The sequence below is a fragment of the Bradyrhizobium sp. PMVTL-01 genome (assembly GCF_051861855.1).
GTDB lineage: Bacteria > Pseudomonadota > Alphaproteobacteria > Rhizobiales > Xanthobacteraceae > Bradyrhizobium.
The window spans coordinates 5,240,614-5,264,664 of record NZ_CP193982.1 but is presented as its reverse complement, the minus strand read 5'-3'; the positions used below and the strand labels follow the sequence as shown (position 1 = coordinate 5,264,664).

Below are 24,051 nucleotides of genomic sequence, written 5' to 3'. Positions count from 1 at the left end.
TGTGGGAGCGGGCAGCTCCAGATTGTGGGCGACCAATACGTCGAATTGTCCAAAAAATATGCATGCACTTTGAGGTCTGGATTGTAGAATGCCGTGACCCCGGAGAACCCAACGATGTCCGCTCCTGTCAAAGCCGAACGCCCGATGACCGACGCCGAGATCGTGGAGGCTTACCTGACCGCTTCGATGATACCCGATCCCGATGCCGCCGCGGCCTATATGAAGCCGGGCACGCTGATCACGTTCACCGGCGGGCGCGAGTTCGATCATCCGCGCGGGCCGACCGGCTTCAATGCCAAGCGCTATCGGTGGGTGAAGAAGAAGATGGCCCGGTTCGACGTGTGTCCGGGCGCAGATGAGACCGTGGTCTACAGCGTGGGCACGCTCTATGGCGAGTGGATCGACGGCACGCCGTTCGAGGGCAACCGCTATGTCGACCGCTTCGTCGTGAGAGACGGGCAGATCGTGAAGATGGACGTGTGGAACGATAGCGCCGAGCGCATTCTGGTTCAGCGCGGAATTGAAGCCTAACCGCGCCTCGCGACTTTCGGCAGCTTGACCACGCGGTCGCTCGTCACTTCCTCCGCATACGGCGCGAGAATATCGAGGAGATCGCGGGCGCGCTGCGGGGTGGGGGCCACCAGCGCGCGATTGGCCACGGAATCCAGGTGATGATGCATCAAGTCCATCACCTTGGCCTCGTTCCCCTTGGCGAGCGCCGAGATGATGGCACGGTGCTCGTTGATGCCGCATTCGGTGGAATGCGGCCGGCTGTAGAGCGACAGCGTCAGGCAGCAGCGATAGGCGACCTCGCTGACATAGCGCACCAGGATCGGGCTGTTCGTCATGTGCGCGAGCAGGATGTGGAATTCGGTGGCGAGCCGGATCGAGACCGCGTCCGTGCCGCCGAGGGCGCGATCCTCGGCGTCGACATGGGCGTTCAGCTCGGCAATCTGCGTCTTGGTCAGCTTGCCCGCGAGCTGGCGGACGACGAGACGCTCGAGCTCGATGCGGATGTCGAAGGCATCGCGCGCCTCCTGCCTGCTCGGCGTCGCCACCACCGCGATCCGGTTACGGCGCAGTTCGACCAGGCCTTCGGCGGCGAGCTGTCCCAGCGCATGACGGGCAATGGTGCGGCTGACGCCAAAGCGCTCGCCAAGTGCATCCTCCGGCAGCTTGGCGCCGGGCTCGAGCGCTTGCTCGATGATGGCGCGCCGGAGCGCGCGGCAGATCACGCTGACCTTGTCCGACGATTCAGAAGTCTTGCTGCTTGTGCGCGCCGCCATCGGCGAATCCTGTAGGGGTGACACCATTCCTTAGCACAGGCTCGCGCCAATTCCGCGCTCCAATTGCATGCAGTTTGGCGCCCGGACTGCCTAAATCGAATCCGGCCATTGGGCGCGACGTTTCACCAGGCCGTTGGTTTCGCGGGCCGTGAAGGCTGGCATTCAGCTGGCTTGCACTTTTGGGGTGATGTGCATGCAAGCCAATATCAGTTTGACGGCCAGCCCGTTCCCGAAGGTGCTGCCGCGACCGCCATCGAGCTGTCCGAGGGTGGCGACTTTTTCGCACTGGTCGGCCCGTCCGGATGCGCGCTCGTCGTCGAGGGCTATCAACTCGCCCGCGCGCCGAGAGTTGCGGGCGATGTACCGCGCCAACTCGGCAAGCTCGAAGGCTTCCAGCTTGTGTGGCAGCCCTTGTCGGATCGGCTCGGCGGCTGGTTCGAGCAGCAGCTGAGCTGTGAATGAGGCGGCGGTCCTCGACCGGATCTAGCTAAAAAGGCGATAGCTGGTAAACCCTGCCTCGTCTGGCGCCCGCTGCATTGATGCGTTATCAGCTCCGCGATTGCGTCTCGACACCGGTCGATGACCCCCTTGAGGAGCCCTCCGATGCGTCTTCCCATCATTGTTCTGGCCGTGACATGTCTTGCCGGCGCAGCCTCAGCCGAAGACCTCACGGGCACGCTCCAGAAGGTGAAGGAGACCCGGAAGATCACGCTGGGCTATCAGGAGGCCTCGGTCCCGTTCAGCTATCTCGACGGCAACCAGAAACCGGTCGGCTTTGCCATGGATATCTGCCTCAGGATCGTCGAGGCCGTGAAGAAGCAGCTCGGCATGCCCGACATTTCGGTCGAGACTCTCGCGGTGACGTCGTCGAACCGCATGCCGCTGATGGTCAACGGCACGCTCGACCTGCATTGCTCGGCGACGACGAACAACGCGGACCGCCAGAAGCAGGTCGCCTTCACCAACACGCATTTCCTCAGCGCGACCCGATTCGCGGCCAGGAAAGCCGCGAAGATCAACACCATCGACGATCTCAAGGGCAAGGCGGTCACGGCAGTGGCCGGCTCGGTCAACCTGACCCAGCTCGCCAAGGTCAATACCGAGCGCAATCTCGGCATCAACATCATGCCGGCCAAGGACCAGGCCGAGGCCTTCCTGCTGCTGGAGACCGACCGCGCCCAGGCCTACGCGCTCGACGACGTCCAGCTCGCGGTCGCGATCGCGCGCTCGAAGGAGCCGCAATCGTTCATGATCAGCGAGGAGGCCTTCTCCAAGCCCGAGCCCTACGGCATCATGCTGCGGCGGGAGGATGCACCATTCAAGGCACTGGTGGATCGTGCAACGGCAGAGCTCTATGCGAGCCCGGAAATCGAGGCGCTCTACAGGAAGTGGCTGGAATCGCCAACGCCGCCCAACGGCCTCAACTACAACGTCCCGATGTCGCCGGCCTTGCGCAACGCTTTCAAGAAGCCGAGCTCCAGCGCCGATCCTGACGTTTACGTGGTGAATTGAGGCGAGCGCGATCGCGGGCGGCGTGCCGCCTGGCGGCACGCCGGCGTTCGGGAATTCCACCAGAATCCGCCGAGACCTTGTCGCCATTTCGTGATCGGCTCATGATTGCGAGTTATTAGATAGCATCCTATCTAATTTGAATGGCTCCCTCGCAGGCTCACATCCACGCCGAAATCGCCCGGCTGATCGCGCGTCTCGGGCGGATGTGGCGGCGCGAATCGGATTCTGCGCTGTCCGAGCACGGCTTGTCCTATGCCACCGCGATTCCGCTGCTGGTGCTGTCGCGCCAGGGCGAGAATGTCCGCCAAGGCGTGCTCGCGGACGAGCTCGGCATCGAGGGGCCGTCGCTGGTGCGCCTGATCGATCTGCTCCAGGCCGACGGCCTGGTCGAACGCCGCGAGGATCCCACCGATCGTCGTGCCAAAACGCTACATTCGACAAAAGCGGGCGTGGCCAAGGTCGAGGAGACCAAACGGGTGCTGCGCCGGGTACGGGCCAGCCTCCTGAAGGATATCGGCCCCGAGGAACTTGCGATAACATTCGAGACTCTTCGGCGCATCGAACAGCGGGCCAGTCGCTTGCAAGACCTCAAGACCGGTCTTGAGAAGACTGGTCCCGAGAAGACTGGTCCCGAGAAGACTGGTCCCGAGGCGAAATAGCCATGCGCGAAGACGAGCCGTTCCTGGTCCGCCACGCGGACCTCATTTTTGCTTTGAAGACGTTCGCCGCGTCGATGCTGGCGCTCGTCATCGCGCTGGCGATGGATTTGCCACGGCCTTATTGGGCAATGGCGACCGTCTACATCACCTCGCAGCCGCTGGCGGGGGCCACCAGCTCGAAGGCGTTCTTCCGCGTCATGGGCACGCTGGTCGGCGCCGTCATGACGGTGGCGCTGGTGCCGAACCTGATCGACGCGCCGGAACTGCTCTGCCTTGCCATCGCGCTCTGGGTCGGGCTTTGCCTCTATCTGTCGCTGCTCGATGGGACGCCGCGCAGCTACGTCTTCATGCTGGCCGGATACACGGTGGCGCTGATCGGTTTTCCGGCGGTCTCCGAGCCCGGTGCCATCTTCGACACCGCGGTGGCAAGGCTCGAGGAGATCTCGCTCGGCATCATCTGTGCAAGCCTGGTCTCCACCATCGTCTTTCCCCGCAGCGTCGCGCCGGCGGTCGCCCACCGCGTCGATAGTTGGCTGGCGGACGCGCGCCGCCTTAGCCAGGTCGTGCTGTTGCGGCAAGGTACTGCCGAGACCCGCCGCGGCAAGCGCCTCAAGCTTGCGACCGACATCGTCGAGATCGACACGCTCTCCACCCATCTAGCCTATGACCGCTTGACCGACCGCAACGCGGTGACGGGCCTTGGCGAAATCCGGCTCCGGATGTTGACGCTGCTGCCGGTTATCGCCTCGATCGAGGATCGACTGGCCGCCCTGGGCGAAGAAGCCCTGGGCCGGCAGCCCGAGCTGAAGCGGCTGCTGGAGGATCTGGCGCAATGGGTCGTGAGCGACGTCGGTGCACGGCAACCGGCCGAGCGGATCCGCGCCGCAATCGCGGAGCAGCAGGCGGTGCTCGATGACAGCGCTGACTGGGAACGGATCATCACGACAAGTCTGCTGTTGCGGTTGCGCGAACTCGTCGATCTCTCGCGCGATTGCCGCGAGCTGACCGAGGCGATCGCCGACAACCGCAACGTCTCGACGCTTGAACTGGCTTTCCATTCCGAGGCCGGCGCCGCGCCCGTGCGCCACAGGGATCGCGGCCTCGCGTTGTGGTCGGCAGCCGGAGCGGCCGCGGCGATCCTGATCTGCTGCGCATTCTGGATCGGCACCGGCTGGCCGGACGGCGCCTCGGCGCCGATGATGGCGGCGGTCGCCTGCTCGTTCTTCGCCGCGCAGGACGAGCCGGCGCGCTTCATCCGCAGCTTCGGCCTGTGGTCGCTGGTCGCGATCGTCGTCGTCGCGATCTACCTGTTCGCACTGGTGCCCGCGATCTCCCATCTCGAGGTCCTGGTCCTCGCGCTGGCGCCGACCTTCCTGCTCTATGGCTTCCTGATCAGCCGGCCGGCGACGGCGGGCGCAGGCATGGCGCTCGCGGCGAACACCGCGACGCTGCTGGCAATTCAGTCGACCTACAACGCGGATTTTGCCGCCTATGCCAATTCCGCGGTCGCCTTCTTCGTCGGCGTTCTCATCGCCGAGATCGTGACCAGGATCGCGCGTGGGGTGGGCGCGGAGTGGATTGCCAACCGCCTGGTGCTGTCGAACTGGAAGACGCTTGCGGTCGCAGCCGAACGCCGCGGCAGGCGCGACCGAGCGGAGTTCGCCGGCCTCATGCTGCACCGGCTCGGGCTGCTGGTGCAGCGTATCGCCTTTCTCTCGGAGAGCGACCGGCGCGACGCCGACAGTCTGGTCCAGCTCCGCATCGGCATCAACATCATCGACCTGCGCCGCGCCCGCTACGGCCTTGCGGCATCCACCATTGCCGTCATCGACGACATGCTCGATCAGCTCGCCATGGCCTGCCGCAGCTACGCGGGTAACGGGATGCCGGCCCAGCTGCTGACGAGCGTCGACCGGGCACTGGTCCAGGCGGTGAAGGATCCCAATGACAGTGCGCGCGAAGACGCCCTGATCGGTCTCGTGGGCATCCGCCGTGGCCTGTTTCCGGACGCGCCGGCCTACCGGCCGCGCGCAGAAAGTGTTGCGGCATGAGATATGTGATCGACATCTACGGTGTGCTGGTGCCGGCGCTGCTGCTCTGGATCATCGTCGCCTACGTCCTGAGCGCGCTGCTGCGCCGGCTGATGCAGCGCTTCGACCTCTACCGGCTGGTGTGGCACCGCGCGCTTTTCGATTTCGCGATTTTCGTCTGCCTGCTCGGCGGCGTCGTCTATCTCTCGGAGTACCTCACATGAAGGGCAATCTTGCCTTGTTCGGTCGCATTGCGCTGACCGTCCTTGCCGTCGTCGCCGCGCTCGTCGTCGGCCGCGAGCTCTGGGTCTACTACATGGAGTCGCCCTGGACCCGCGACGGCCGCGTGCGCGCCGATGTGGTCCAGGTTGCTCCTGATGTCTCCGGCTTCGTCACCGAGGTGCTGGTCAAGGACAACCAGAAGGTCGGTCGCGGCGACGTTCTGTTCCGGATCGATCGGGAGCGCTTTGCGCTGGCGCTGCGGCAGGCCGATGCATCGGTGGCCGGTCATCAGGCCACGCTCGACCAGGCCAATGCCGATCTGAAACGCTACAGCACGCTGACGACCGATGCAGTCTCGCAGCAGAAGCAGGAGCAGGTCCTGGCCACCCAGCTCCAGGCCAAGGCTGCCTTCGATGCGGCCGTCGCCGATCGCGCCGTGGCGCAGCTCAACCTCGATCGCAGCGAGATCCGTGCCTCCGTCAACGGCGTGATCACCAACATGGATTTGCGCCCCGGCGCCTACGTCACCGCGGGCAAGGGCGTGATGGCGCTGGTCGACACCGACACGCTGCATGTCGAAGGCTATTTCGAGGAGACCAAGCTCGCGCGCATCCGCGTCGGCGACAGGGTCCAGGTCCGCCTGATGGGCGAGAAGACCACCCTCGCGGGTCACGTCGAGAGCATCGCCGCCGGTATCGAGGACCGCGACCGTGCGGAAGGCGCGAGCCTTCTCGCCAACGTCAACCCGACGTTCAGCTGGGTGCGGCTCGCCCAGCGCGTGCCGGTGCGGATTGCGCTCGACCCGAAGCCCGAAGCCTTGTCACTGGTGGCGGGGCGTTCCGCGACGGTAGAGGTATTGGACTAACGCAGCGAGCGGCTGATCGTGCTTGGGCTGGGGAAAACCGGCAACAAGCGTTTCAATGCCAAACCGTAAGGCTAATCCTGACTCGCTTGTGTTGAGTCGGGGGACTGTATGGGCGTTTGGTTTTTAGTCCTGGCAGCCTGTGTCGTGGGCGCGTTGCTCCTCTTGGCGTTCTGCCGATAGCGCCGATAGCAGATGCAATTGTTGCTGCGAAGCATCAGCGAGCCGCGGAATAGCGGTTCCAGAGCAATGGTTTTTGACTGTGCATGGATGAACGCGTTCACTTCCGGGATCGGAGGCGGACGTGAGCTGGTTGTTTGTGTTTCTCATTGCCGCAAGCGCAGTCGTTCTGATCGCCCATGCGATTGACGCGATGCGTTCTTGAAAGGGCCTTTGACTCGGTTTCGTCGGTAGCTCGGTAAGCGCCGAAATGTTCCGAGGCGGGCAAGCATCAATTTGAGGAACCTGGCCCTGCGAGCCAAGGTTGTCACAGCAGGAGGAATACGATCATGCTTGCGTTCTATCTGCCGTTCATCATTTTCGGGGCGATCTTCGAAGCGATTTCGAATCAGAATGTATCTGCGCCGATCCAGGAGCCGCCAAGCTTCGACTAAACCCCCTGCGCCAAAGCGAGGCGTATTCGAGGTTGGTGAGCCCGGCGCCGTGGCTGGACTGCGGCAGGAACAGATTCCGGAGGCCTTCGGCACGGGCCAGCGGCTTCAGCTCCCTCGACGACGGGATAGACTTTTCACGGACCGAGTTCCTCCGCCTCGCGATAGAACCGTTCCTCGTTCGGATAGATGTGCCGGTCCATGAAGCTCTCGAGCTTGCGCTTGAGTTCGACGACCTTGGACGACATCGAATAGAGCATCTTTCGTCCCCTTGACCGGGTAGGGCGGGCCTACGCAATTTCGAGATAGTCGGGGCCGGGAAGTGTCGGGAAGGGTGCCGTCGGGAGCGTCTGGTACCAGAATGCGACCGAGGCGATGTCGTCCTGCAACGGAAGATATTTTCCGTCCCTCGCGCCAGGCAGCCAGCCCAGCGCCTGGATGGTCACGCGCAGATCGCTGCGGAAGCGCACGGGATCGGGGATGTGCCAGCGATAGAGGCCAAAGCGCTGCTGCGATCTGTAGACGCCGTCGGGGCGGATCACCTGCGGCAGGCCAGCATAGGGCGTGGTGAATTCCTGGTAGCGCGATTGCTGGAACGGGGCCTGGCCGGCATGGGCGACATGGGGATCGAAATTGTAGGCGCCGCAGAAGTAATCCTCGGTGCCGGTGCCGCAGATGGTCGGGAACGCGCCGTCGCCGTCGATGAAGAACTTGATCTCGCCTTCGCCCCACCAGCCGTTGTTGTGGACGCCCCAGGCCATGTAGGTGCCGACATAATGGCCCGCGCCCCTGGCGCCATCGAGGATGGTGTAGACCTCCTTGTAAGCCAGCGGGTTGGTGCGACGGAATTGCGCATGGAAATAGGCGCAGTCCTCAGGCACGTCGGTCAGCGTGTAGTTGATCTGGTAATAGATGGTGAGTGCTTCATCGCTGCGGTTCTCCAGCGTGAACCGCGCGCGTTTGCGGAACGGCATCTCCCAGTAGCAGTTGAAGGCGCGGCCGGGATTGACGCAGACGGCGAGCGAGGAGACCTGGGCGAACTCCTCCCAGCCGCAGGTAAAGAAATCGCCGGCCGGACATTCCACGCTCGGCTGCTGCTGGTCATCCCAGTAGATGCGCAGGATCGAGTGGCGCAGGCGTCCGCGTGCCAGCGTCATCCAGATCTGCTGGATCGCCCCCTGGCCCTCGATGTCGGCGAGGGTGAAGGTCGTACCGGGCTCGATGACGACGTAAGGAGAGATCTTCCAGCCCTGGCCGAGATCGCGGGCCTGGCGCGCGGCGGGGCCGTCGACCGACATGCCGCCCTTGCCCTTCTCGCCGGTGAAATTCTCCGGGCTGATCGAGCGCGTCAGCGCATTCGAGAGGCGCGACAGATTGCCGAGATTCATGCCCAGTCCGGAAAACGTCATGATGTCCTCGATCCAAGGTGAGCGAGGCCTTGCTATATCGCTCCCGAACTGACCAAAACATGAAGACCGCACGCAGAATTGTCCGCACGCGGTCGAGGGGCGTCATGCGACGCGATATTCCTTGAACTTCTCGCGCAGCGCCGATTTCAGCACCTTGCCGGTGCCGGTCATCGGGAATTCGTCGAGGAATTCGACGGCATCCGGCAGCCACCAGCTCGCGATCCTCGGGCGCATGTGGTCGAGCAGCGTCTTGCCGTCGACGGTCGCGCCCTTCTTGCGGACGATGAGGAGCAGGGGGCGCTCCTGCCATTTCTCGTGCGCGATGGCGACCACGGCGGCCTGCAGCACGTCGGGGTGAGACAGGGCGATATCCTCGAGCTGGATCGAGGAGATCCACTCGCCGCCGGACTTGATCACGTCCTTGGAGCGGTCGGTGAGGGTGACGTGGCCCTGCGGGTCGATCACGGCCATGTCGCCGGTGATCAGCCAGCCGTCGCTGTCGAGGCCTTCATCGAGCTTCATGTAGCCCGACGCGACCCAGGGACCGCGGGCCCGCAGATGGCCGACGGTCTTGCCGTCGCGCGGCAGCTCAACGCCGGCATCGTCGACGATGCGCAAGGCCGTGCCGAAACAGGCGCGGCCCGAGACCTGGCGCCGGTCGAATTTCTCCTTCTCGCTGAGATGCTCCGAGCCGGGCCGCAGGCCCGGCATCGAGCAGCCCAGCGCCTCGGTCATGCCCCAGGCCTGGATGTAGTCGACATCGTACTCGCGCTTGAGCTTCTCGACCATCGCGCGCGGCGGGGCTGAGCCCGACGACAACGTTGCGCGCAGCGTCGTGAACTTGTTGCCGGTGCGCCCGAGCCAGTCGAGCAGGATCAGCCAGAAGCTCGGCACGCCCGCCGAGAGCGTTACCTTCTCGCCTTCCAGCAGTTCGTAGAGCTTGTCGGGCTCGTAGTTGCGGCCGGGCAGCACCAGCTTGGAGCCGGTATAGGGCGCGGTGAACGGCATGTTCCAGCCATTGCCGTGAAACAGCGGCGCCATCGGCATCATCACCTCGCGCACGCCTTCAACGTGGCCCGGCAGGAAGTCGAAATTGCAGCAGGTCATGGTCTGCAGGATCGCGGCGCGGTGCGAATAGATCACGCCCTTGGGATTGCCCGTCGTGCCCGAGGTGTAGCAGATGGTGGAGGCGGACTTTTCGTCGAACTCCGGCCAGGCGAAGCCGGCCTCGTCTTCCTTCTCCAGCAATTCCTCGTAGCAATGCACGTTGGCAAGCGTCGTCTCCGGCATCCGCTCGCGCGCGGACATCACGACATAGGCCTCGACCGTCTTCAGCTGCGGCGCGATCGCCTCGATGATCGGCAGCGTGGCACGGTCGATGAACAGCAGCCGGTCTTCGGCGTGGTTGATGATGTAGACGAGTTGCTCGGGAAACAGCCTCGGATTGACGGTGTGCAGCACGTAGCCCATGCCCGGTGCCGCATAGAACATCTCGAAATGGCGGTGGGTATTCCAGGCCAGCGTGCCGACGCGATCGCCTTGCGTCATGCCGAACCGCTTTAAGGCCAGGGCCATGCGCTTGATGCGGGGATGGGCGTCGGCATAAGTATAGCGGTGGATGTCGCCCTCGATCTCGCGCGCGACGATTTCCGCTTCGCCGTGATAATCGGCGGCGTACTGGATCAGGCCGCTGATCAGCAGCGGCATGTCCATCATCAATCCCTGCATGGCCTCCTCCGGATTTGCCACGTCGCCGCATGGCGTAGGCTTGTGATTTGCGCGGAGGGTAGCGGAACGTCACGCGGCGTTCACGCAAAAAACAGCTGCCGTGATTGCATGCATCTCTTTTTCAGGGCTAACGTGCGGTTGAGCTGCCTTGCGAAGCAGCATCCGCCGTGGAGAGAACGAATGTCAGCGGAAAGACACAAGACCGGCACGGCCGGCGAGCCTACGCTCGATATTTCCGCGCTCCGCGCGCGCTATCGCGACGAGCGCGACCGCCGTCTGCGCGCCGAGGGCAAAGCCCAGTACGTCGAGGTCACCGGCGAATTCGGCCGCTATCTCGACGATCCCTGGGCCGATCCGGGCTTTGTGCGCGAGCCTGTCAGCGAACAGACCGAGGTGCTCATCGTCGGTGGCGGTTTTGGCGGCCTGCTCTGTGGTGCGCGTCTGCGCGAAGCAGGCATCGTGGATTTTCGTATCGTGGAAAAGGCCGCCGATTTCGGCGGCACCTGGTACTGGAATCGCTACCCTGGAGCGGCCTGCGATACCGAGAGCTATATCTATTTGCCGCTCCTGGAGGAGACCGGCTACATGCCGGTGCGCAAATATGCGCGAGCGCCCGAGATCTATGAGCATTCCCGCCGTATCGGCCGTCACTTCTCGCTCTATGGGCGCGCGCTGTTTCAGACCGTGATCTCGCGCATGACCTGGCAGGAGCAGGAGGCGCGTTGGCTGGTCGAGACAGATCGTGGCGACCGCATCCGCGCGCGCTTCGTCATTCTCGCCGGCGGACCGCTGAGCCGTCCGAAGCTGCCGGGCATCCCCGGCATCGAGACGTTCAGAGGCCACAGCTTCCACACCAGCCGGTGGGACTACGCCTACACCGGCGGCAGCGCCGAGGGCGGCCTGACTGGACTCGCCGACAAGCGCGTCGGCATCATCGGCACCGGCGCCACCGCCGTGCAATGCGTGCCTCATCTCGGCCGCTCCGCGAAGAAACTCTACGTCTTCCAGCGCACGCCCTCCGCGATCGGCGTGCGCGATGACCGTCCGACGGATCGAGCCTGGGCGGACAGCCTCAAGCCGGGCTGGCAGCGCGAGCGCATGGACAATTTCACTGCCGTGATCTCGGGCGAGCCGTTCGAGCAGGACCTGGTGCAGGACGGCTGGACCGGCCTGCTCGGCGAGATCCTGCTGGCGCCGCGCCGGCAACCGCAGCCGATGACCTCGATGGAGGAGGCGCTGAAGGTCATCGAGCAGGCCGACTACCGGAAGATGGAAGAGATCCGCGCCCGCGTCGACGCGGTGGTGAAGGACGAAGCAGCCGCGGCCGCGCTGAAGCCCTGGTACAAGGCGTTCTGCAAGCGGCCGTGCTTCCACGACGAATATCTCGACACTTTTAATCAACCCAATGTGCATCTCGTCGACACCAAAGGGCAGGGCGTCGAGCACATCACGGAGAATGCCGTCGTCGTCGACGGCAAGGCCTACGAGCTCGACTGCCTGATCTATGCCAGCGGCTTCGAGGTCGGCACCGATTACGCGCGCCGCATGGGGTTCGAGGTCTACGGCCGCGATGGCACCAGCCTGTCCGAGCGCTGGCGCGACGGCGTCAAGACGATGCACGGCTTCTACAGCCGCGGTTTTCCGAACTGCTTCCTCATCGTCACGGTGCAGGCCGGCCAGAGCGCCAACTTCCCGCACATCATCGACGAGCAGTCGCAGCACATCGCCTATGTCATCGACCAGGCGCGCCAGCGCGGCGCCAGGACGCTGGAGCCCACCGTCGCCGCCGAGAACGCCTGGGTCGAGGAGGTGGTCAAGGCCGCGATCGGCCGCCAGACCTATCTCGCCGAATGCACGCCCGGCTATTACAACAACGAGGGCGTGTTCGATCCCATCGCCGCCAGAAACAGCCAGTACTGGCGCGGCCCGGTGGCGTTCCTCCGGATGCTCGACAGATGGCGCAAGGAGGGCAATCTGGACGGCCTGGAATTGACTTACGGGACCGCTGCGGGGGTCAGGGCTTGAGCGACATGATCCCGTCGCCGACAGGCGCCACGCGGCTCCACGTCATCGTCGGCGATCCCATCGCGCAGGTGCGCTCGCCCGCGGGCGTGTCGGCTGCCTTTGCTGCGCGCGGGCACGACGGCATTCTCGTGCCTGTTCAGGTGGCGCCAAGGGATTTGGCCGATTTCCTCTCGGTGGCAACGCGGCTGAAGAACCTCGACGGCATCGTCGTGACCATCCCGCACAAGTTCGCCTGCTATCAAGCCTGCGCAAGCGCGACGGCGCGGGCGCATTTTCTGCGGACCGTGAACCTGATGCGCCGGCGCCCCGACCGCGCATGGCATGGCGACATGGTCGACGGCCTCGGCTTCATCGGCGCGGCGCGGGCGAAGGGGATCGACCCTGCGGGCATGAGGGCGCTGCTTGTCGGCGCGGGCGGTGCGGGCTCGGCGATCGCTCTTGAACTGGTCGAGGCCGGGGTAAGCGAACTGGCGATCCATGACAGCCTAGCCGAGCGCCGCAACGCCCTGATCGACCGGCTCAGCGGCCTCGGCAAGGCGCCCGTGCGGGCCGGCACCATGGACCCCGCAGGCTTCGATTTTGTCGCCAATGCCACGCCCGCAGGGATGAATGATGGCGATCCGCTTCCGGTCGATGTGGTGCGGCTTGCGCGATCGGCCTATTGCGGCTGTGTCATCACAAAGCCCGAGGTCTCGCCGTTCATCGCGGCCGCCCGCACGCTCGGCTGCGTCACCGGGACTGGCACGGACATGTACCGGCAGCACCAGAGCATCATGGTGGATTTCCTGCTGGGAACGGACGAGGCGTGAGCGCTGGTGTCAAGGATTTTGCTTGCATTGATTGTATCATCCGGGACTTGAGCGATTGCAACTGACGTAGGATCATGCGCTTGCGCGAGCCGGTCGCGCAGCAGCAAGAGGAAAGCGCAATGATCAAGGGCAGGACAGTCGCAACGGCGGTGATTGGCGCGACCGCGCTGCTGCTCTCCCTGCCTTCGGCCGAGGCCGCGCAATGCGGCAGCTCGCCGGCTGGCTTCGAGGCCTGGAAGCGCGAGTTCAGCGCGGAGGCGCAAGGCAAGGGGATCGGCCCCACCGCGCTGTCGGCGCTGATGCAGACCAATTATGCCAGCGCCACCATTGCTGCCGACCGCGGCCAGCGCAGCTTCTCGCTGACGCTGGACCAGTTCCTCGCCAAGCGCGGCGCCACCACAATCGTCGCCAAGGGGCGGCAACTCAAGCAGTCGCAGGCCGCCTTGTTCGCTTCGATCCAGCAACGCTATGGCGTCCCGCCCGGGCCGCTGATCGCGATCTGGGGCATGGAGACCGGCTTCGGCAGCCAGCGCGGCAACCAGAACATGCTGTCGTCGATCGCGACGCTCGCTTATGATTGCCGCCGTCCCGAATTCTTCACGGACCAGCTCTATGCAGCGCTGAAGCTGATCGACCGCGGCACCCTGTCGGGATCGACCCGCGGGTCCATGCATGGCGAGGTCGGCCAGACCCAGTTCATGCCCAAGAACATCCTGGCCTATGGCACCGGTAATCTCGATGTCGCCGCCAATGCGCTGAACTCGACGGCCAATTTCCTCAAGGCCCATGGCTGGCGTGCGGGAGCCGGTTACCAGCCGGGCGAGCCGAATTTCGCAGCGATCGAGGCCTGGAATGCCGCCGGCGTCTATCAGAGGGCAATTGCGCTGATCGGCCGGCAGATCGACGAGGGAGGAGGGGCGGCGGCCTCGCGCTGATGAGTTGCGCGAACCGGCGTCCACTTCGCTCGAAAACGCTCTCGCTCAGCAAGGCGTGATGCACTGGTGCGAGAAAGTTGTTGCACTTGGGAACCGACGGCACGAGGTTTGCTTTGATCCGTTTCAGGGCTGGGAATGAGGAGACTCAACTATGGCAACCCAGATCGTGATGGACCAGACTGGCGACACCCGCCACGAGTTTGATCCTGGCAATGCCGAAGCGCTGGCGCGAGCCGAGCAGCGCTTTCGGGAGCTGACCGGAGCCGGCTTCACCGCTGCCTTCCGAACCGGACCCGGCGAAGTCACCCGGATCAAGTCGTTCGATCCGACCGCGCAGGAAACGCTGTTCTATCCCCGCTTGGTCGGCGGTTGATCTGAGCTGCTCATGTTCGCGGCACTGTGGTTCCGCGCGCCCGCGCGTGCCCGTTTGCACGCGCTGCGCGAACTCTACCGGCGCTTCTTCGGCGAGAACACGCCCGATGCGCGGGGCCGCCGGCTTCTGGCCGAGTGGCTGACGCCGGAGCAGCGCGCACAGTTCGAGCAGCACCGGTATTTCGACGTCATCGGCTGCGATACCGGCAAGAAGTACCGCATTCACTACGGCACCGCCGCCAACGTCCACGAGGTCGACGATGCCGGTCACGCGACCATGGGGTGGTGCTTCGTCCCCTCAGGCTTCCTCGTGCCCGGCGACGTGATGCTCGCGCAGAAGATCGCGCTCGAGACGGATGAAAAGAGCGCACTCGCGCTCGCTAACCGGTTTCCGCCGGCGACGCATTCAGAGCACTTTTACCGGCGGCCGTTTTAGGACGCCGGTGCGATGCACTCAGTAATGCGTGGTGCGATAGGCATCCAGCGCATGCGCCGCAAAGATGCCGATGCTGCAAAGGGCGAGGACCGCGGAGATCAGTTCGATCATAGCTCGGCCTCCTGTCGCGGCTGCGCGGCCAGGTTCTGGCAGCAGGCATAGTCGTAGATCAGGTCGAGGAGGAATTGCATGGTAGCCGTCCCTATATTTATTTTGACAACGACTTAACCGGCCATCTGTTTCAGGGGTGTTTCGTCGCATCGGGAAAGAGGTTTCGCGGGGAACCCTGGGCTGGTTTGTGCGCCGCGGACCCGTTACATCGCAATTTCGCTAAATCCCTTGAGCCGCGCACTCTTGGCGGCGGCGCACCACATTGCGAGGCAAAATCATGGCGCAGGTCGAGTGGTTCGACGATCTCACCATCGGAATGCGGTTCAAGTCGCCGGAGGTGGTGGTCACCGAGGCCGATATTAAGCGCTTCGCCGCCGAGTACGATCCGCAGCCGATGCACCTCGACCATGAGGCGGCCAAGGCGACCCTGTTCAAGGGGCTGGCTGCCTCGGGATGGCACACCGCCGCGATTGCCATGAACCTCGCGATCCAGGCCCGCCCGTTCGGCCCGCATCCCCTGATCGGCGCCGGTGTCGACGGGCTGCGCTGGACCATGCCGGTGCGGCCCAACGACCGTCTGCATCTGGTTGGGGAGGTCATGAGCCTGACGCCTTCGAAGTCGAAGCCGCAGGGCATCGCGCTGGTGAAATGGACCATGTTCAACCAGAACGGCGAGGAGGTTTACACGTTCACTCCGATTGCGATCGTGCCGCGACGGGGATAGGGCCGGGCGCTGGCCGTTGTCTCGTGGAGAACCGGAAGTAACTTGCCGCGCCAGCCGTCAGGATCGGCGTGATCGCCTTTCACCGGCTCAACGACACGGTCTTTCGCAAGACCGTGCTCGTTCCGTTGCTGATCTTAGGGATTTCCCTGATCTAATGCCCTTGACTAGTGCCCTTGGGCTTCGTGAAGTCCCTGGACGGGTGCCGCGCTGGTGTCGCTGCCGTGATGCAGCAGCGGCTTGTTGCCGGTGATGGTTCTGAGCAGCACGTAGAACACCGGCGTCAGGAACAGGCCGAACACGGTGACGCCGATCATGCCGGAGAACACCGCAACCCCCATCGCCCGCCGCATCTCCGAGCCCGCGCCGGTCGAGAGCACCAGCGGCAGCACGCCCATGATGAACGCCATCGACGTCATCAGGATCGGACGCAGCCGCAGCCGGCTCGCCTCGATCGCGGCGCGGATCGGCGTGCGTCCGGTGAATTCGAGCTCGCGCGCGAATTCGACGATCAGGATCGCGTTCTTGGCGGAGAGCCCGACCAGCACGATCAAGCCGATCTGGGTGAAGACGTTGTTGTCGCCCTTGGAGATCCAGACGCCGAACATTGCAGCGAGCAGGCCCATCGGCACGATCATGATGATCGAGAGCGGCAGGGTCAGGCTCTCATAGAGCGCGGCGAGCACGAGGAACACCAGCAGGATCGCCAGCGGGAACACCCAGATGCCGGAATTGCCGGCGATGAACTCCTGATAGGTCAGGTCGGTCCATTCGAAAGCGAAGCCGGGTGGAAGCACCTCCGCCGCGATCCGCGTCGCCGCCTCCTGCGCCTGGCCGGAGGAGAAGCCCGGCGCGGCGGCCGCGTTGATGTCGGAGGACAGGAAGCCGTTGTAGCGGATCGCGCGCTCCGGCCCCGCGCTCTGGCGGATCTTGAGCAGCGCCGACAGCGGCACCATGTCGCCGGATGACGAGCGCACCTTCAACTGCCTGATGTCGTCGGCACGGGCGCGGAACGGCGCGTCGGCCTGGACCCGGACCGAGTAGGTGCGGCCAAACTTGTTGAAGTCGTTGACGTAGTAGGACCCCAGGTAGATCTGCAGCGTGTTGAACACTTCCGTCACCGGCACGCCCAATTGCAGCGCCTTGGTGCGGTCGATATCGGCGAACAGCTGGGGCACGTTGACCTGGAAGCTCGAGAACACGCCGGCGATCTCAGGCGCCTTCTGCATCGCCGCCATGAACGCTTTCGTCGCCTCGTTCAGCGCGTCATAGCCGAGACCGGCGCGATCCTCGATCTGCAGCTTGAAGCCGCCGATGGTGCCGAGGCCGTTGACCGGCGGCGGCGGGAACATGGCGATGAAGGCCTCCTGGATACCCGCATACTTCTTGTTCAGCTCGGCCGCGATCGCGGGACCGCTGAGCGAGGGATCCTTGCGTTCGTCGAACGGTTTCAGCGTCGAGAACACGATGCCGGCGTTGGATGAGTTGGTGAAGCCGGAGATCGACAGGCCCGGGAAGGCGACCGAGCTCTCGACACCGGGCTGGGTCAGCGCGATGTCGCTCATCTTGCGGATCACCTCTTCGGTGCGGTCCAGCGTTGCGCCATCGGGCAGGCGGGCGAAGCCGACGAGGTACTGCTTGTCCTGGCCAGGCACGAAGCCGCTCGGCACCTGCTGGAACAGGAAGGCGGTGAGGCCGACCAGCACCACATAGAGGCCCATCACCGCGGCCTTGCCCGAGATCACCTTGGTGACGGTGCCGCTGTAGCTCTCCGAGGAGTAGGTGAACGCCCGATTGAAGCGGCGGAAGAACCAGCCGAGGCTCTTCTCCATGATGATCGTCAGCTTGTCCTTCGGCTCGTTATGGCCCTTGAGCAGCAGGGCCGACAGCGCCGGCGACAGCGTCAGCGAATTCACCGCCGAGATCACGGTCGAGATCGCGATGGTCAGCGCGAACTGCTTGTAGAACTGGCCGGTGAGGCCGGAGATGAAGGCCAGCGGCACGAACACCGCGATCAGCACCATCGCGATCGCGATGATCGGCCCGGACACCTCGCGCATCGCCTGATAGGTGGCATCGCGCGGCGAGAGCCCGGCCTCGATGTTGCGCTCGACGTTCTCGACCACGACGATGGCATCGTCGACGACGATGCCGATGGCGAGCACGAGGCCAAACAGGCTGAGCGCGTTGATGGAGAAGCCGAACGCGTGCATCACCGCGAACGTGCCGACGATCGACACCGGCACTGCGAGCAGCGGGATGATCGAGGCGCGCCAGGTCTGCAGGAACAGGATCACGACCAGCACCACCAGCGCGATCGCCTCCAGCAGCGTGTGGATCACGGCCTCGATCGAGGAGCGCACGAACTGGGTGGGGTCGTAGACGATCTGGTAGGATACGCCTTCCGGCATGTTCTTCTTGATCTCGTTCATGGTGGCGCGGACGTTGTCGGAGATCTGCAGCGCGTTGGAGCCGGGCGCCTGGAAGATCGGGATCGCCACCGCCTGCTTGTTGTCGAGCAGCGAGCGCAGGCCGTATTCGGAGGCCCCGAGCTCGATGCGCGCGAGGTCGCGCAGGCGGACGACTTCACCGCGGGTGCCCGTCTTCACCACGATGTCGCCGAACTGTTCCTCGTTGGCGAGCCGTCCTTCTGCGTTGACCGAGAGCTGGAGGTCGATACCCCTGACGTTCGGGGAGGAGCCGACCACGCCGGCGGCGGCCTCGACGTTCTGCGCCTGGATCGCCCTGACGATGTCGCTTGCGGTGAGCCCATGCTCGGCCGCCTTCTGCGGATCGACCCACACCCGCATGGAATAGTCACCGGCGCCGTAGAGCTGGACGTCGCCGACACCGTCGATCCGCGCCAGCCGGTCCTTGACGTTGAGCACCGCATAGTTGCGCAAATACGTCATGTCGTAGCGGCCGTTGGGCGACAACAGATGCACGACCATCGTGAGGTCGGGCGAGGACTTCTTGGTGATGATGCCGAGCTGGCGCACCACGGCGGGGAGGCGGGGCTCGGCCTGCTGCACGCGGTTCTGCACCAGCTGCGTCGCCTTGTCGGGGTCGGTGCCGAGGCGGAACGTCACCGTCAGCGTCATCGCGCCGTCGGTGGTCGCCTGGCTCGACATGTAGAGCATGCCTTCGACGCCGTTGATCTGTTCCTCGATGGGCGTAGCCACCGTTTCCGCGATCACCTTGGGATTGGCGCCGGGATAGGTTGCCCGCACCAGCACCGAAGGGGGCACGACATCGGGATATTCCGAGATCGGCATCGCGAATAGCGAGATCAGGCCGGCAAGGAAGATCAGCACCGACAGCACGCCGGCAAAGATCGGACGATCGATGAAGAACTTTGAGAGATTCATGGCTTTGCCCCTGCGCGAAACAGCTCTCCCGTCATTCCGGGAGGGGGCTGAGCCCGCGCCCGGAATCGAGAAGTGTTGTCCTGGTCGGTCTAGACGTCGTCCTTCCGGGCTCGCGTGGTGCGCGGCCCGGCAGGACGTGGCTAACGTTGCACCACGTCCTGGTTGCTGTGGTTCGAGGCCTGTTGCCCGCGTGCACCCATTGCCGCGACCTCCGTCTTGAGGAGGGCGCCGGGACGCACGCGCTGCAGACCATTCACGACGATGCGGTCGCCGGGCTTCAGCCCCTCGGTCACGATGCGAAGTCCGTCGACCGCGCCGCCGAGCGTGATCGGCCGGTACACCGCGCGGCTATCGTCGCCGACCGCCATCACGAACTTCTTGTCCTGGTCGGTGCCGATCGCGCGCTCGTCGATCATCACCAGGGTCTGCTGCTTCGGCTGTCCCATGCGCACTCGGGCGAACTGGCCGGGAATGAGACGCCCGTCATCGTTCCGGAACACAGCGCGGACGCGGATGGTGCCGCTCTGGCCGTTGACCTGGTTGTCGATGAGCTGGATGTGGCCCTTCGCCGAGAGGCCGCCCGAGGTCGCCATCTCGACCGGGATCTGGTCGAGCTTGCCGCGTTGACCCGAGCCGTCCGCGATCGAGTTCAGCGCGCGCAGCACGACCTCTTCATCCGCATCGAAGGACGCGTAGATCGGATTGACCGAGACCAGCGAGGTCAGCACCGGGGAGGCGGTGCCGGCGGCGACGAGATTGCCGACGGTGACCTCGATCTTGCCAACGCGGCCGTCCACCGGAGCGCGCACCTCGGTGTAGTCGAGATTGAGCTTGGCGGTCTGAAGCGTCGCTTCCGCCGCCTTGACGTTGGCGATCGCCTCGCGATTGGCGTTGTCGCGCTGGTCGTAGTCACGCCGGGTGACGACGGCGTTGCCGACGAGCTGCGCCCCGCGCTCGAGCTCGCTCTGGGTGAACACGACGCGCGCCTTGGCGGCCTCGAGCTGGGCGGCGGCCTTGTCGACCTCGGCCGCGTAAGGCGCCGGATCGATCTTGAACAGCACGTCGCCGGCCTTCACCAGCGCGCCCTCGGTGAAGTTGGTGGAGAGGATCGCTCCCGCAACCCGCGGGCGCAGCTCGACGCGTTGGATCGCCTCGAGCCGGCCGGAGAAATCATCCCACAGCACGGTCTGCTTGGGTTCGATAAGGGCCACCGTCACAGGGACGGCTTGCTCGGCCGCGGCCGCCGTTGCGGTCGCCCGCGCGGCATGGAAGTAGTGGCCGGTCGCGATCGAGCCGGCCACGGCGAGGGCGCCCACGATGGCGGCCCCGCCGAGAAGGCGGCGGATACGGCCGGCGGGGGAGGTGTTTTGGGAGGGGGGCATTTGCGCGCTCCAGATCTGTAGTGTTCACTACAGATGTAGAGCTGGATATCGCCGCGCAAGATACTTATGTACCGATCGCTAAGAAAATTGTAGCTGTTACCGCAAGAACGGGAAGGCCAAAGAGAAAATAAAGCAAGAACAAGCAGATAACGTCTGCTGTTGATGTGGGGCGAAGCGCCGATTGTGAGGAGACCGAAGACATGGGCATCGGACGCCCCCGCGAATTCGATGCCGATCTGGCATTGGACCAGGCGATGGAAGTGTTTTGGCGCCATGGCTATGAGGGCGCCACGATCGCCCAGCTCACCGAGGCCATGGGCATCAACCCGCCGAGCCTCTATGCCTGCTTCGGCAACAAGGAAGGCCTGCTGAAGGCCGCGCTCGACCGTTACACCAAGCTGCGCGGCGCCTGGATGGACGAGGTGGTCGCAGCCCCCACCGCCCGCGAGGTTGTCGAGCGGATGCTGATGGGCATCGCGGACAAACAGACAGATCCCGCCAACCCGCCCGGCTGCCTGCTCGTGCAGGGCGGCATCGCCTGCGGCACCGGCTCCGAGAACGTCCCCTTCGAGCTCGCCGCCCGCAGAGCCCAGAACCAGGACCAGCTCCGCGACCGTTTCGTCCGGGCCAAGGCGGAAGGCGATCTCAGGGAAAGCGCCGACCCCGCCGCGCTCGCGCGCTATGTCTCGGCTGTCTCCGTCGGCATGGGCGTGATGGCGTCTTCGGGTTCGGACCGAGAGGCGCTGCGGCAGGTGGCCAGTGTCGCGGTGCAGGCCGTCGAGGCGCAGTCGGTGCGGAAGTAGACCGTGAGGTAACGCGCAACCGCGCCTTGTTGTTGGTCGTGAGCTCGTCGTAGCAGGAAGGCCCAATGAGCCCGCGCCAGCGAATTGGTCGCGATGTGCCCGGAAGCAGGCGCATTATGTTCGCTTTGAGTTCTGTTGTGCTTGACCCTGCGCGAGCTTTCACTCAAGGCAGCGGACTCTCCAAAGCATGATCCGGAAAAGTGCGAAGCGGTTTTCCGAAAGATACTGCTCAAACAATAACCTAAAGCGCATTCATCCTAATCTCGTTGCGCGCGAGCGCCTTGCAGGCCTCGAGCTGTCCTCGGTTCACCGCACCCAAAAGCGCCGGCCAACCCGTGAGCCGGAGGAATGCCGTTGGTACGGGCGGCCTCGCGATGAGCAGGCATTGGACATTGGGCATTGGGATCGCCCGTTAAAGATCGTCGCGGACGCCAGTCGTTTTTGCGTTCGGTCGATGATCGGCATCGGCAAAGGCTGGCCTGAGGCGGAAACGCGCCGACAAGGTGGTCGCGCCGCGCGGACCATGTCCGCGCCGCAGATTAGTACCAAACAATTAAGGGGTTGGTTGCGATTGCGAAGTATTGTGATCGGCGAACCTCCCATCGTTCCCTTCCACAGCTAAATCGCGCGATTTGCCTGGGTGCTATGATGTCAGATCCTTCCTTTCCGCCGGAGCGCTCATCCGTCAGTCGACAGAAGGGCATCAGCCTGCGATGGCGGTTACTGGCCGGCAATCTGATCACAAGTCTTCTCGCGGTGGCTTTCGCGGGAGCAATCGCCTGGAACGGATGGGGCGATCTCCGCAAGAGCGAAGCCGCGGCGCGCGCGCTGTCCGCATTCGAGCTGGTGATGAAAGCCAACAGCCGGATCCCGGCCGAACGCTCCGCCTGGTTCGCTCTCATGGGTCTGGCCGACGCGGCCACGCCCGAGAACCTGTCCGCTCTGGACAAGGCACTCGCCACCACGGATGCCGCGATCGGTGCCGCAAAGCAGGCCATTCGCGCGGCTGAGCTGCCGGCGGGATCGATCGAAGCCGCCGAGACAGCCTTGCAGAATACTCGCAATGTCGCGCGTCAGGCGGCAATGCAGCCCAAGGCGCAGCGCCCCGCCAACAGCCAGTCGGCCATCGTCGACGGTCTGGCCCGCGCGGTCGATGCGCTCACGGCGGCGACAAGTGAAGCCTTGATCAGCCTGTCGCGCGCCGGAAGTGACATCGAAAATCTGCTGCCCTCGGCGGAACTCGCACAAAGAGCACAAGGCATGCGCGCGATCAACGGTTCCCGTGCGGCCGTCCTCGGCCTTCTGGTCCGTAAACAGCCCATGTCCGCGGCGCAGATCGTCGAAGCGACCGAGCTGAGCGGCCAGGTCGCGCTGATCTGGAAGCAGATCGAGCAAGGTGTGCACAATGCCGGAGATGCGCCTGAGCTCGTGAACGCCATCAAGCAGGTGCGCACGACACTGATGGATGAAGGCGAACCACGGTTTCGCGACGTCGCCGCGGCCGCACGCGAGGGGCGTCCCTCCCCGGTCGGCGAGGCCGACTGGGGGACCGTCCTGAACAGTGTGCTGGGTCTGCGCGACGCCGCCTTAAGCTTCGCCCACAGGGCCAATGACGCAGCGATCGCGCAGGCGCAGACGCGGCTCGTCTGGGCGCTTGCGGCTCTCTTCGTCGTGCTCGCCACCTCGCTCGCAGTAGTCGTCGCGGTGATGCGCCAGGTAATCCGCCCGCTGACGCGACTGACGGGTGTGACGCTGCGGCTTGCCGACCGCGACCTCGATGTCACAATTCCGGACGGACATCGCGGGGACGAGATCGGTACCATGGCAAACGCGCTACAGATCTTCAAGGATGCGCTGATCGCGAAGAAACTCGCGGACGAGGCAGCGGCGCGTGACGCCGAAGCACAGATCGCGCGCAGCCGCCGCGTCGACATCATCACGCGCAATTTCGAGGCCATGGTCGGCGAGATCGTGAACACGGTTTCGTCCGCAGCGACCGAACTCGAGGCTTCCGCCGGTACACTGAACACCACGGCCGATCGGTCGAAGGTGCTGACGATGGCTGTCGCAGACGCCTCAAATGAAGCCTCCGCCAACGTGCAGTCGGTAGCCTCCGCCACCGAGGAACTGACCTCCTCAGTCAACGAGATCAGCCGCCAGGTTCAGGAATCCGCACGCATCGCCGGAGACGCAGTTGAGCAGGCTTGCCGCACCAATGAACGCGTCAGCGAATTGTCGCAGGCCGCGGGTCGGATCGGTGACGTCGTGGAACTGATCGACTCGATCGCCAGCCAAACCAATCTGCTGGCGCTGAACGCCACCATCGAGGCGGCTCGCGCCGGCGATACCGGCCGCGGCTTTGCCGTGGTCGCCTCCGAGGTGAAAGCGCTGGCGCAGCAGACGGCGAAAGCAACCGAGGAAATCCGTCAACAGATTACCAGCGTCCAGTCCGCGACACAGGAATCGGTCGGCGCTATCAGGGAGATCACCGGCACGATCGAGAAGCTGTCGGAAATCTCCTCGACCATCGCTGCCGCCGTCGAAGAGCAAGGCGCGGCCACGCAGGAAATCGCCCGCAACGTGCAGCAGGCGGCGAACGGCACCCAGCAGGTCTCCGCAAACGTCACCGACGTCCGGCACGGCGCCAGCGCGACCGGCTCGGCCTCCTCGCATGTGTTGGCCACCGCCCAGTTGCTCGCCGCAGACTCCGGCCGGCTCAAGCTCGAGGTCGGGAAGTTCCTGGCAGACATGCGCGCGGCGTAACCGCATT

At 64.6% G+C, this 24,051-nt stretch carries 21 protein-coding genes; 15 read left to right on the top strand and 6 right to left on the bottom strand.

Translation table 11 applies throughout. The annotated features are described in order from the left end of the window. Positions 1 to 114 precede the first annotated feature (114 nt). Positions 115 to 531, top strand: a complete 417-nt coding sequence (locus ACRQ5Q_RS25740; protein ID WP_439374911.1) for a nuclear transport factor 2 family protein — start codon at positions 115 to 117, stop codon at positions 529 to 531. Here the strand turns inward: ACRQ5Q_RS25740 and ACRQ5Q_RS25735 are convergent. Further along, complete coding sequence (locus ACRQ5Q_RS25735) at positions 528 to 1,286, bottom strand: GntR family transcriptional regulator (protein ID WP_439392694.1); 759 nt, start codon at positions 1,284 to 1,286, stop codon at positions 528 to 530. The genes ACRQ5Q_RS25740 and ACRQ5Q_RS25735 overlap by 4 nt on opposite strands. Before the next feature lie 108 nt (positions 1,287 to 1,394). On the opposite strand from ACRQ5Q_RS25735, the gene ACRQ5Q_RS25730 reads away from it, so the two are divergent. The 6 genes from ACRQ5Q_RS25730 (at position 1,395) to ACRQ5Q_RS25705 (ending at position 6,574) form a co-directional block, all read left to right on the top strand. Further along, the gene (locus tag ACRQ5Q_RS25730; protein WP_439374913.1) at positions 1,395 to 1,748 is read left to right on the top strand and encodes a hypothetical protein; all 354 of its coding nucleotides are present in this window, start codon (positions 1,395 to 1,397) and stop codon (positions 1,746 to 1,748) included. 141 nt (positions 1,749 to 1,889) lie between these two features. Beyond that, the gene (locus ACRQ5Q_RS25725) at positions 1,890 to 2,798 is read left to right on the top strand and encodes an amino acid ABC transporter substrate-binding protein (protein WP_439392693.1); all 909 of its coding nucleotides are present in this window, start codon (positions 1,890 to 1,892) and stop codon (positions 2,796 to 2,798) included. A 140-nt stretch (positions 2,799 to 2,938) separates the two neighbouring features. After that, entirely contained in the window at positions 2,939 to 3,457 is a 519-nt protein-coding gene (locus tag ACRQ5Q_RS25720; RefSeq protein WP_439392692.1) for a MarR family winged helix-turn-helix transcriptional regulator, read from the top strand. A gap of 2 nt (positions 3,458 to 3,459) precedes the next feature. Continuing rightward, on the top strand, positions 3,460 to 5,508 hold the full coding sequence (locus ACRQ5Q_RS25715; protein WP_439392691.1) for an FUSC family protein: 2,049 nt from the start codon (positions 3,460 to 3,462) through the stop codon (positions 5,506 to 5,508). Next, a complete protein-coding gene (locus ACRQ5Q_RS25710) occupies positions 5,505 to 5,711 on the top strand; it encodes a DUF1656 domain-containing protein (protein ID WP_211409282.1) in 207 nt (68 codons plus the stop codon). The genes ACRQ5Q_RS25715 and ACRQ5Q_RS25710 overlap by 4 nt, the downstream gene beginning before the upstream one ends. Continuing rightward, a complete protein-coding gene (locus ACRQ5Q_RS25705) occupies positions 5,708 to 6,574 on the top strand; it encodes an efflux RND transporter periplasmic adaptor subunit (RefSeq protein WP_439374917.1) in 867 nt (288 codons plus the stop codon). The genes ACRQ5Q_RS25710 and ACRQ5Q_RS25705 overlap by 4 nt, the downstream gene beginning before the upstream one ends. A gap of 745 nt (positions 6,575 to 7,319) precedes the next feature. On the opposite strand, the gene ACRQ5Q_RS25700 is transcribed toward ACRQ5Q_RS25705, so the two are convergent. From ACRQ5Q_RS25700 to ACRQ5Q_RS25690, 3 genes are all read right to left on the bottom strand, one after another. After that, the gene (locus ACRQ5Q_RS25700; RefSeq protein ID WP_439392690.1) at positions 7,320 to 7,442 is read right to left on the bottom strand and encodes a hypothetical protein; all 123 of its coding nucleotides are present in this window, start codon (positions 7,440 to 7,442) and stop codon (positions 7,320 to 7,322) included. Between the two features lie 30 nt (positions 7,443 to 7,472). Further along, complete coding sequence (locus ACRQ5Q_RS25695; protein ID WP_439392689.1) at positions 7,473 to 8,591, bottom strand: glycoside hydrolase family 172 protein; 1,119 nt, start codon at positions 8,589 to 8,591, stop codon at positions 7,473 to 7,475. A gap of 102 nt (positions 8,592 to 8,693) precedes the next feature. Continuing rightward, positions 8,694 to 10,319: a long-chain fatty acid--CoA ligase gene (locus ACRQ5Q_RS25690; protein WP_439392688.1), complete on the bottom strand. Its 1,626-nt coding sequence runs from the start codon at positions 10,317 to 10,319 to the stop codon at positions 8,694 to 8,696. A gap of 180 nt (positions 10,320 to 10,499) precedes the next feature. Between ACRQ5Q_RS25690 and ACRQ5Q_RS25685 the strand changes: the two genes are divergently transcribed. The 6 genes from ACRQ5Q_RS25685 to ACRQ5Q_RS25660 all read left to right on the top strand — a co-directional run bounded on the left by ACRQ5Q_RS25685 (position 10,500) and on the right by ACRQ5Q_RS25660 (position 15,731). Beyond that, on the top strand, positions 10,500 to 12,344 hold the full coding sequence (locus ACRQ5Q_RS25685) for a flavin-containing monooxygenase (RefSeq protein ID WP_439392687.1): 1,845 nt from the start codon (positions 10,500 to 10,502) through the stop codon (positions 12,342 to 12,344). A 5-nt stretch (positions 12,345 to 12,349) separates the two neighbouring features. Further along, complete coding sequence (locus tag ACRQ5Q_RS25680; RefSeq protein ID WP_439399868.1) at positions 12,350 to 13,153, top strand: shikimate dehydrogenase family protein; 804 nt, start codon at positions 12,350 to 12,352, stop codon at positions 13,151 to 13,153. Positions 13,154 to 13,272: 119 nt separating this feature from the next. Further along, the gene (locus ACRQ5Q_RS25675) at positions 13,273 to 14,088 is read left to right on the top strand and encodes a lytic murein transglycosylase (RefSeq protein ID WP_439392686.1); all 816 of its coding nucleotides are present in this window, start codon (positions 13,273 to 13,275) and stop codon (positions 14,086 to 14,088) included. A 151-nt stretch (positions 14,089 to 14,239) separates the two neighbouring features. Beyond that, a complete protein-coding gene (locus ACRQ5Q_RS25670) occupies positions 14,240 to 14,461 on the top strand; it encodes a hypothetical protein (protein WP_008137329.1) in 222 nt (73 codons plus the stop codon). A 12-nt stretch (positions 14,462 to 14,473) separates the two neighbouring features. Beyond that, complete coding sequence (locus ACRQ5Q_RS25665) at positions 14,474 to 14,896, top strand: hypothetical protein (protein WP_439374923.1); 423 nt, start codon at positions 14,474 to 14,476, stop codon at positions 14,894 to 14,896. A 388-nt stretch (positions 14,897 to 15,284) separates the two neighbouring features. Beyond that, the gene (locus ACRQ5Q_RS25660) at positions 15,285 to 15,731 is read left to right on the top strand and encodes a MaoC family dehydratase (protein ID WP_439374924.1); all 447 of its coding nucleotides are present in this window, start codon (positions 15,285 to 15,287) and stop codon (positions 15,729 to 15,731) included. A gap of 164 nt (positions 15,732 to 15,895) precedes the next feature. Here ACRQ5Q_RS25660 and ACRQ5Q_RS25655 read toward each other — a convergent pair whose 3' ends face one another. Both ACRQ5Q_RS25655 and ACRQ5Q_RS25650 read right to left on the bottom strand, forming a co-directional pair. Beyond that, positions 15,896 to 19,096, bottom strand: a complete 3,201-nt coding sequence (locus ACRQ5Q_RS25655) for an efflux RND transporter permease subunit (RefSeq protein WP_439392685.1) — start codon at positions 19,094 to 19,096, stop codon at positions 15,896 to 15,898. 140 nt (positions 19,097 to 19,236) lie between these two features. Beyond that, the gene (locus ACRQ5Q_RS25650) at positions 19,237 to 20,478 is read right to left on the bottom strand and encodes an efflux RND transporter periplasmic adaptor subunit (RefSeq protein ID WP_439392684.1); all 1,242 of its coding nucleotides are present in this window, start codon (positions 20,476 to 20,478) and stop codon (positions 19,237 to 19,239) included. Positions 20,479 to 20,678: 200 nt separating this feature from the next. On the opposite strand from ACRQ5Q_RS25650, the gene ACRQ5Q_RS25645 reads away from it, so the two are divergent. After that, positions 20,679 to 21,281 (top strand): TetR/AcrR family transcriptional regulator, encoded by a 603-nt coding sequence (locus tag ACRQ5Q_RS25645; RefSeq protein ID WP_439374927.1) that lies wholly within the window; start codon positions 20,679 to 20,681, stop codon positions 21,279 to 21,281. Positions 21,282 to 21,929: 648 nt separating this feature from the next. Further along, the gene (locus tag ACRQ5Q_RS25640; RefSeq protein ID WP_439375576.1) at positions 21,930 to 24,044 is read left to right on the top strand and encodes a methyl-accepting chemotaxis protein; all 2,115 of its coding nucleotides are present in this window, start codon (positions 21,930 to 21,932) and stop codon (positions 24,042 to 24,044) included. Positions 24,045 to 24,051: the final 7 nt, after the last annotated feature.

Coding starts and splice junctions, on each gene's coding strand:
- ACRQ5Q_RS25740 (WP_439374911.1), top strand. CDS start 115: ATGTCCGCTCCTGTCAAAGCCGAACGCCCGATGACCGACGCCGAGATC.
- ACRQ5Q_RS25735 (WP_439392694.1), bottom strand. CDS start 1,286: ATGGCGGCGCGCACAAGCAGCAAGACTTCTGAATCGTCGGACAAGGTC.
- ACRQ5Q_RS25725 (WP_439392693.1), top strand. CDS start 1,890: ATGCGTCTTCCCATCATTGTTCTGGCCGTGACATGTCTTGCCGGCGCA.
- ACRQ5Q_RS25720 (WP_439392692.1), top strand. CDS start 2,939: ATGGCTCCCTCGCAGGCTCACATCCACGCCGAAATCGCCCGGCTGATC.
- ACRQ5Q_RS25715 (WP_439392691.1), top strand. CDS start 3,460: ATGCGCGAAGACGAGCCGTTCCTGGTCCGCCACGCGGACCTCATTTTT.
- ACRQ5Q_RS25710 (WP_211409282.1), top strand. CDS start 5,505: ATGAGATATGTGATCGACATCTACGGTGTGCTGGTGCCGGCGCTGCTG.
- ACRQ5Q_RS25705 (WP_439374917.1), top strand. CDS start 5,708: ATGAAGGGCAATCTTGCCTTGTTCGGTCGCATTGCGCTGACCGTCCTT.
- ACRQ5Q_RS25700 (WP_439392690.1), bottom strand. CDS start 7,442: ATGCTCTATTCGATGTCGTCCAAGGTCGTCGAACTCAAGCGCAAGCTC.
- ACRQ5Q_RS25695 (WP_439392689.1), bottom strand. CDS start 8,591: ATGACGTTTTCCGGACTGGGCATGAATCTCGGCAATCTGTCGCGCCTC.
- ACRQ5Q_RS25690 (WP_439392688.1), bottom strand. CDS start 10,319: ATGCAGGGATTGATGATGGACATGCCGCTGCTGATCAGCGGCCTGATC.
- ACRQ5Q_RS25685 (WP_439392687.1), top strand. CDS start 10,500: ATGTCAGCGGAAAGACACAAGACCGGCACGGCCGGCGAGCCTACGCTC.
- ACRQ5Q_RS25680 (WP_439399868.1), top strand. CDS start 12,350: ATGATCCCGTCGCCGACAGGCGCCACGCGGCTCCACGTCATCGTCGGC.
- ACRQ5Q_RS25675 (WP_439392686.1), top strand. CDS start 13,273: ATGATCAAGGGCAGGACAGTCGCAACGGCGGTGATTGGCGCGACCGCG.
- ACRQ5Q_RS25670 (WP_008137329.1), top strand. CDS start 14,240: ATGGCAACCCAGATCGTGATGGACCAGACTGGCGACACCCGCCACGAG.
- ACRQ5Q_RS25665 (WP_439374923.1), top strand. CDS start 14,474: ATGTTCGCGGCACTGTGGTTCCGCGCGCCCGCGCGTGCCCGTTTGCAC.
- ACRQ5Q_RS25660 (WP_439374924.1), top strand. CDS start 15,285: ATGGCGCAGGTCGAGTGGTTCGACGATCTCACCATCGGAATGCGGTTC.
- ACRQ5Q_RS25655 (WP_439392685.1), bottom strand. CDS start 19,096: ATGAATCTCTCAAAGTTCTTCATCGATCGTCCGATCTTTGCCGGCGTG.
- ACRQ5Q_RS25650 (WP_439392684.1), bottom strand. CDS start 20,478: ATGCCCCCCTCCCAAAACACCTCCCCCGCCGGCCGTATCCGCCGCCTT.
- ACRQ5Q_RS25645 (WP_439374927.1), top strand. CDS start 20,679: ATGGGCATCGGACGCCCCCGCGAATTCGATGCCGATCTGGCATTGGAC.
- ACRQ5Q_RS25640 (WP_439375576.1), top strand. CDS start 21,930: ATGTCAGATCCTTCCTTTCCGCCGGAGCGCTCATCCGTCAGTCGACAG.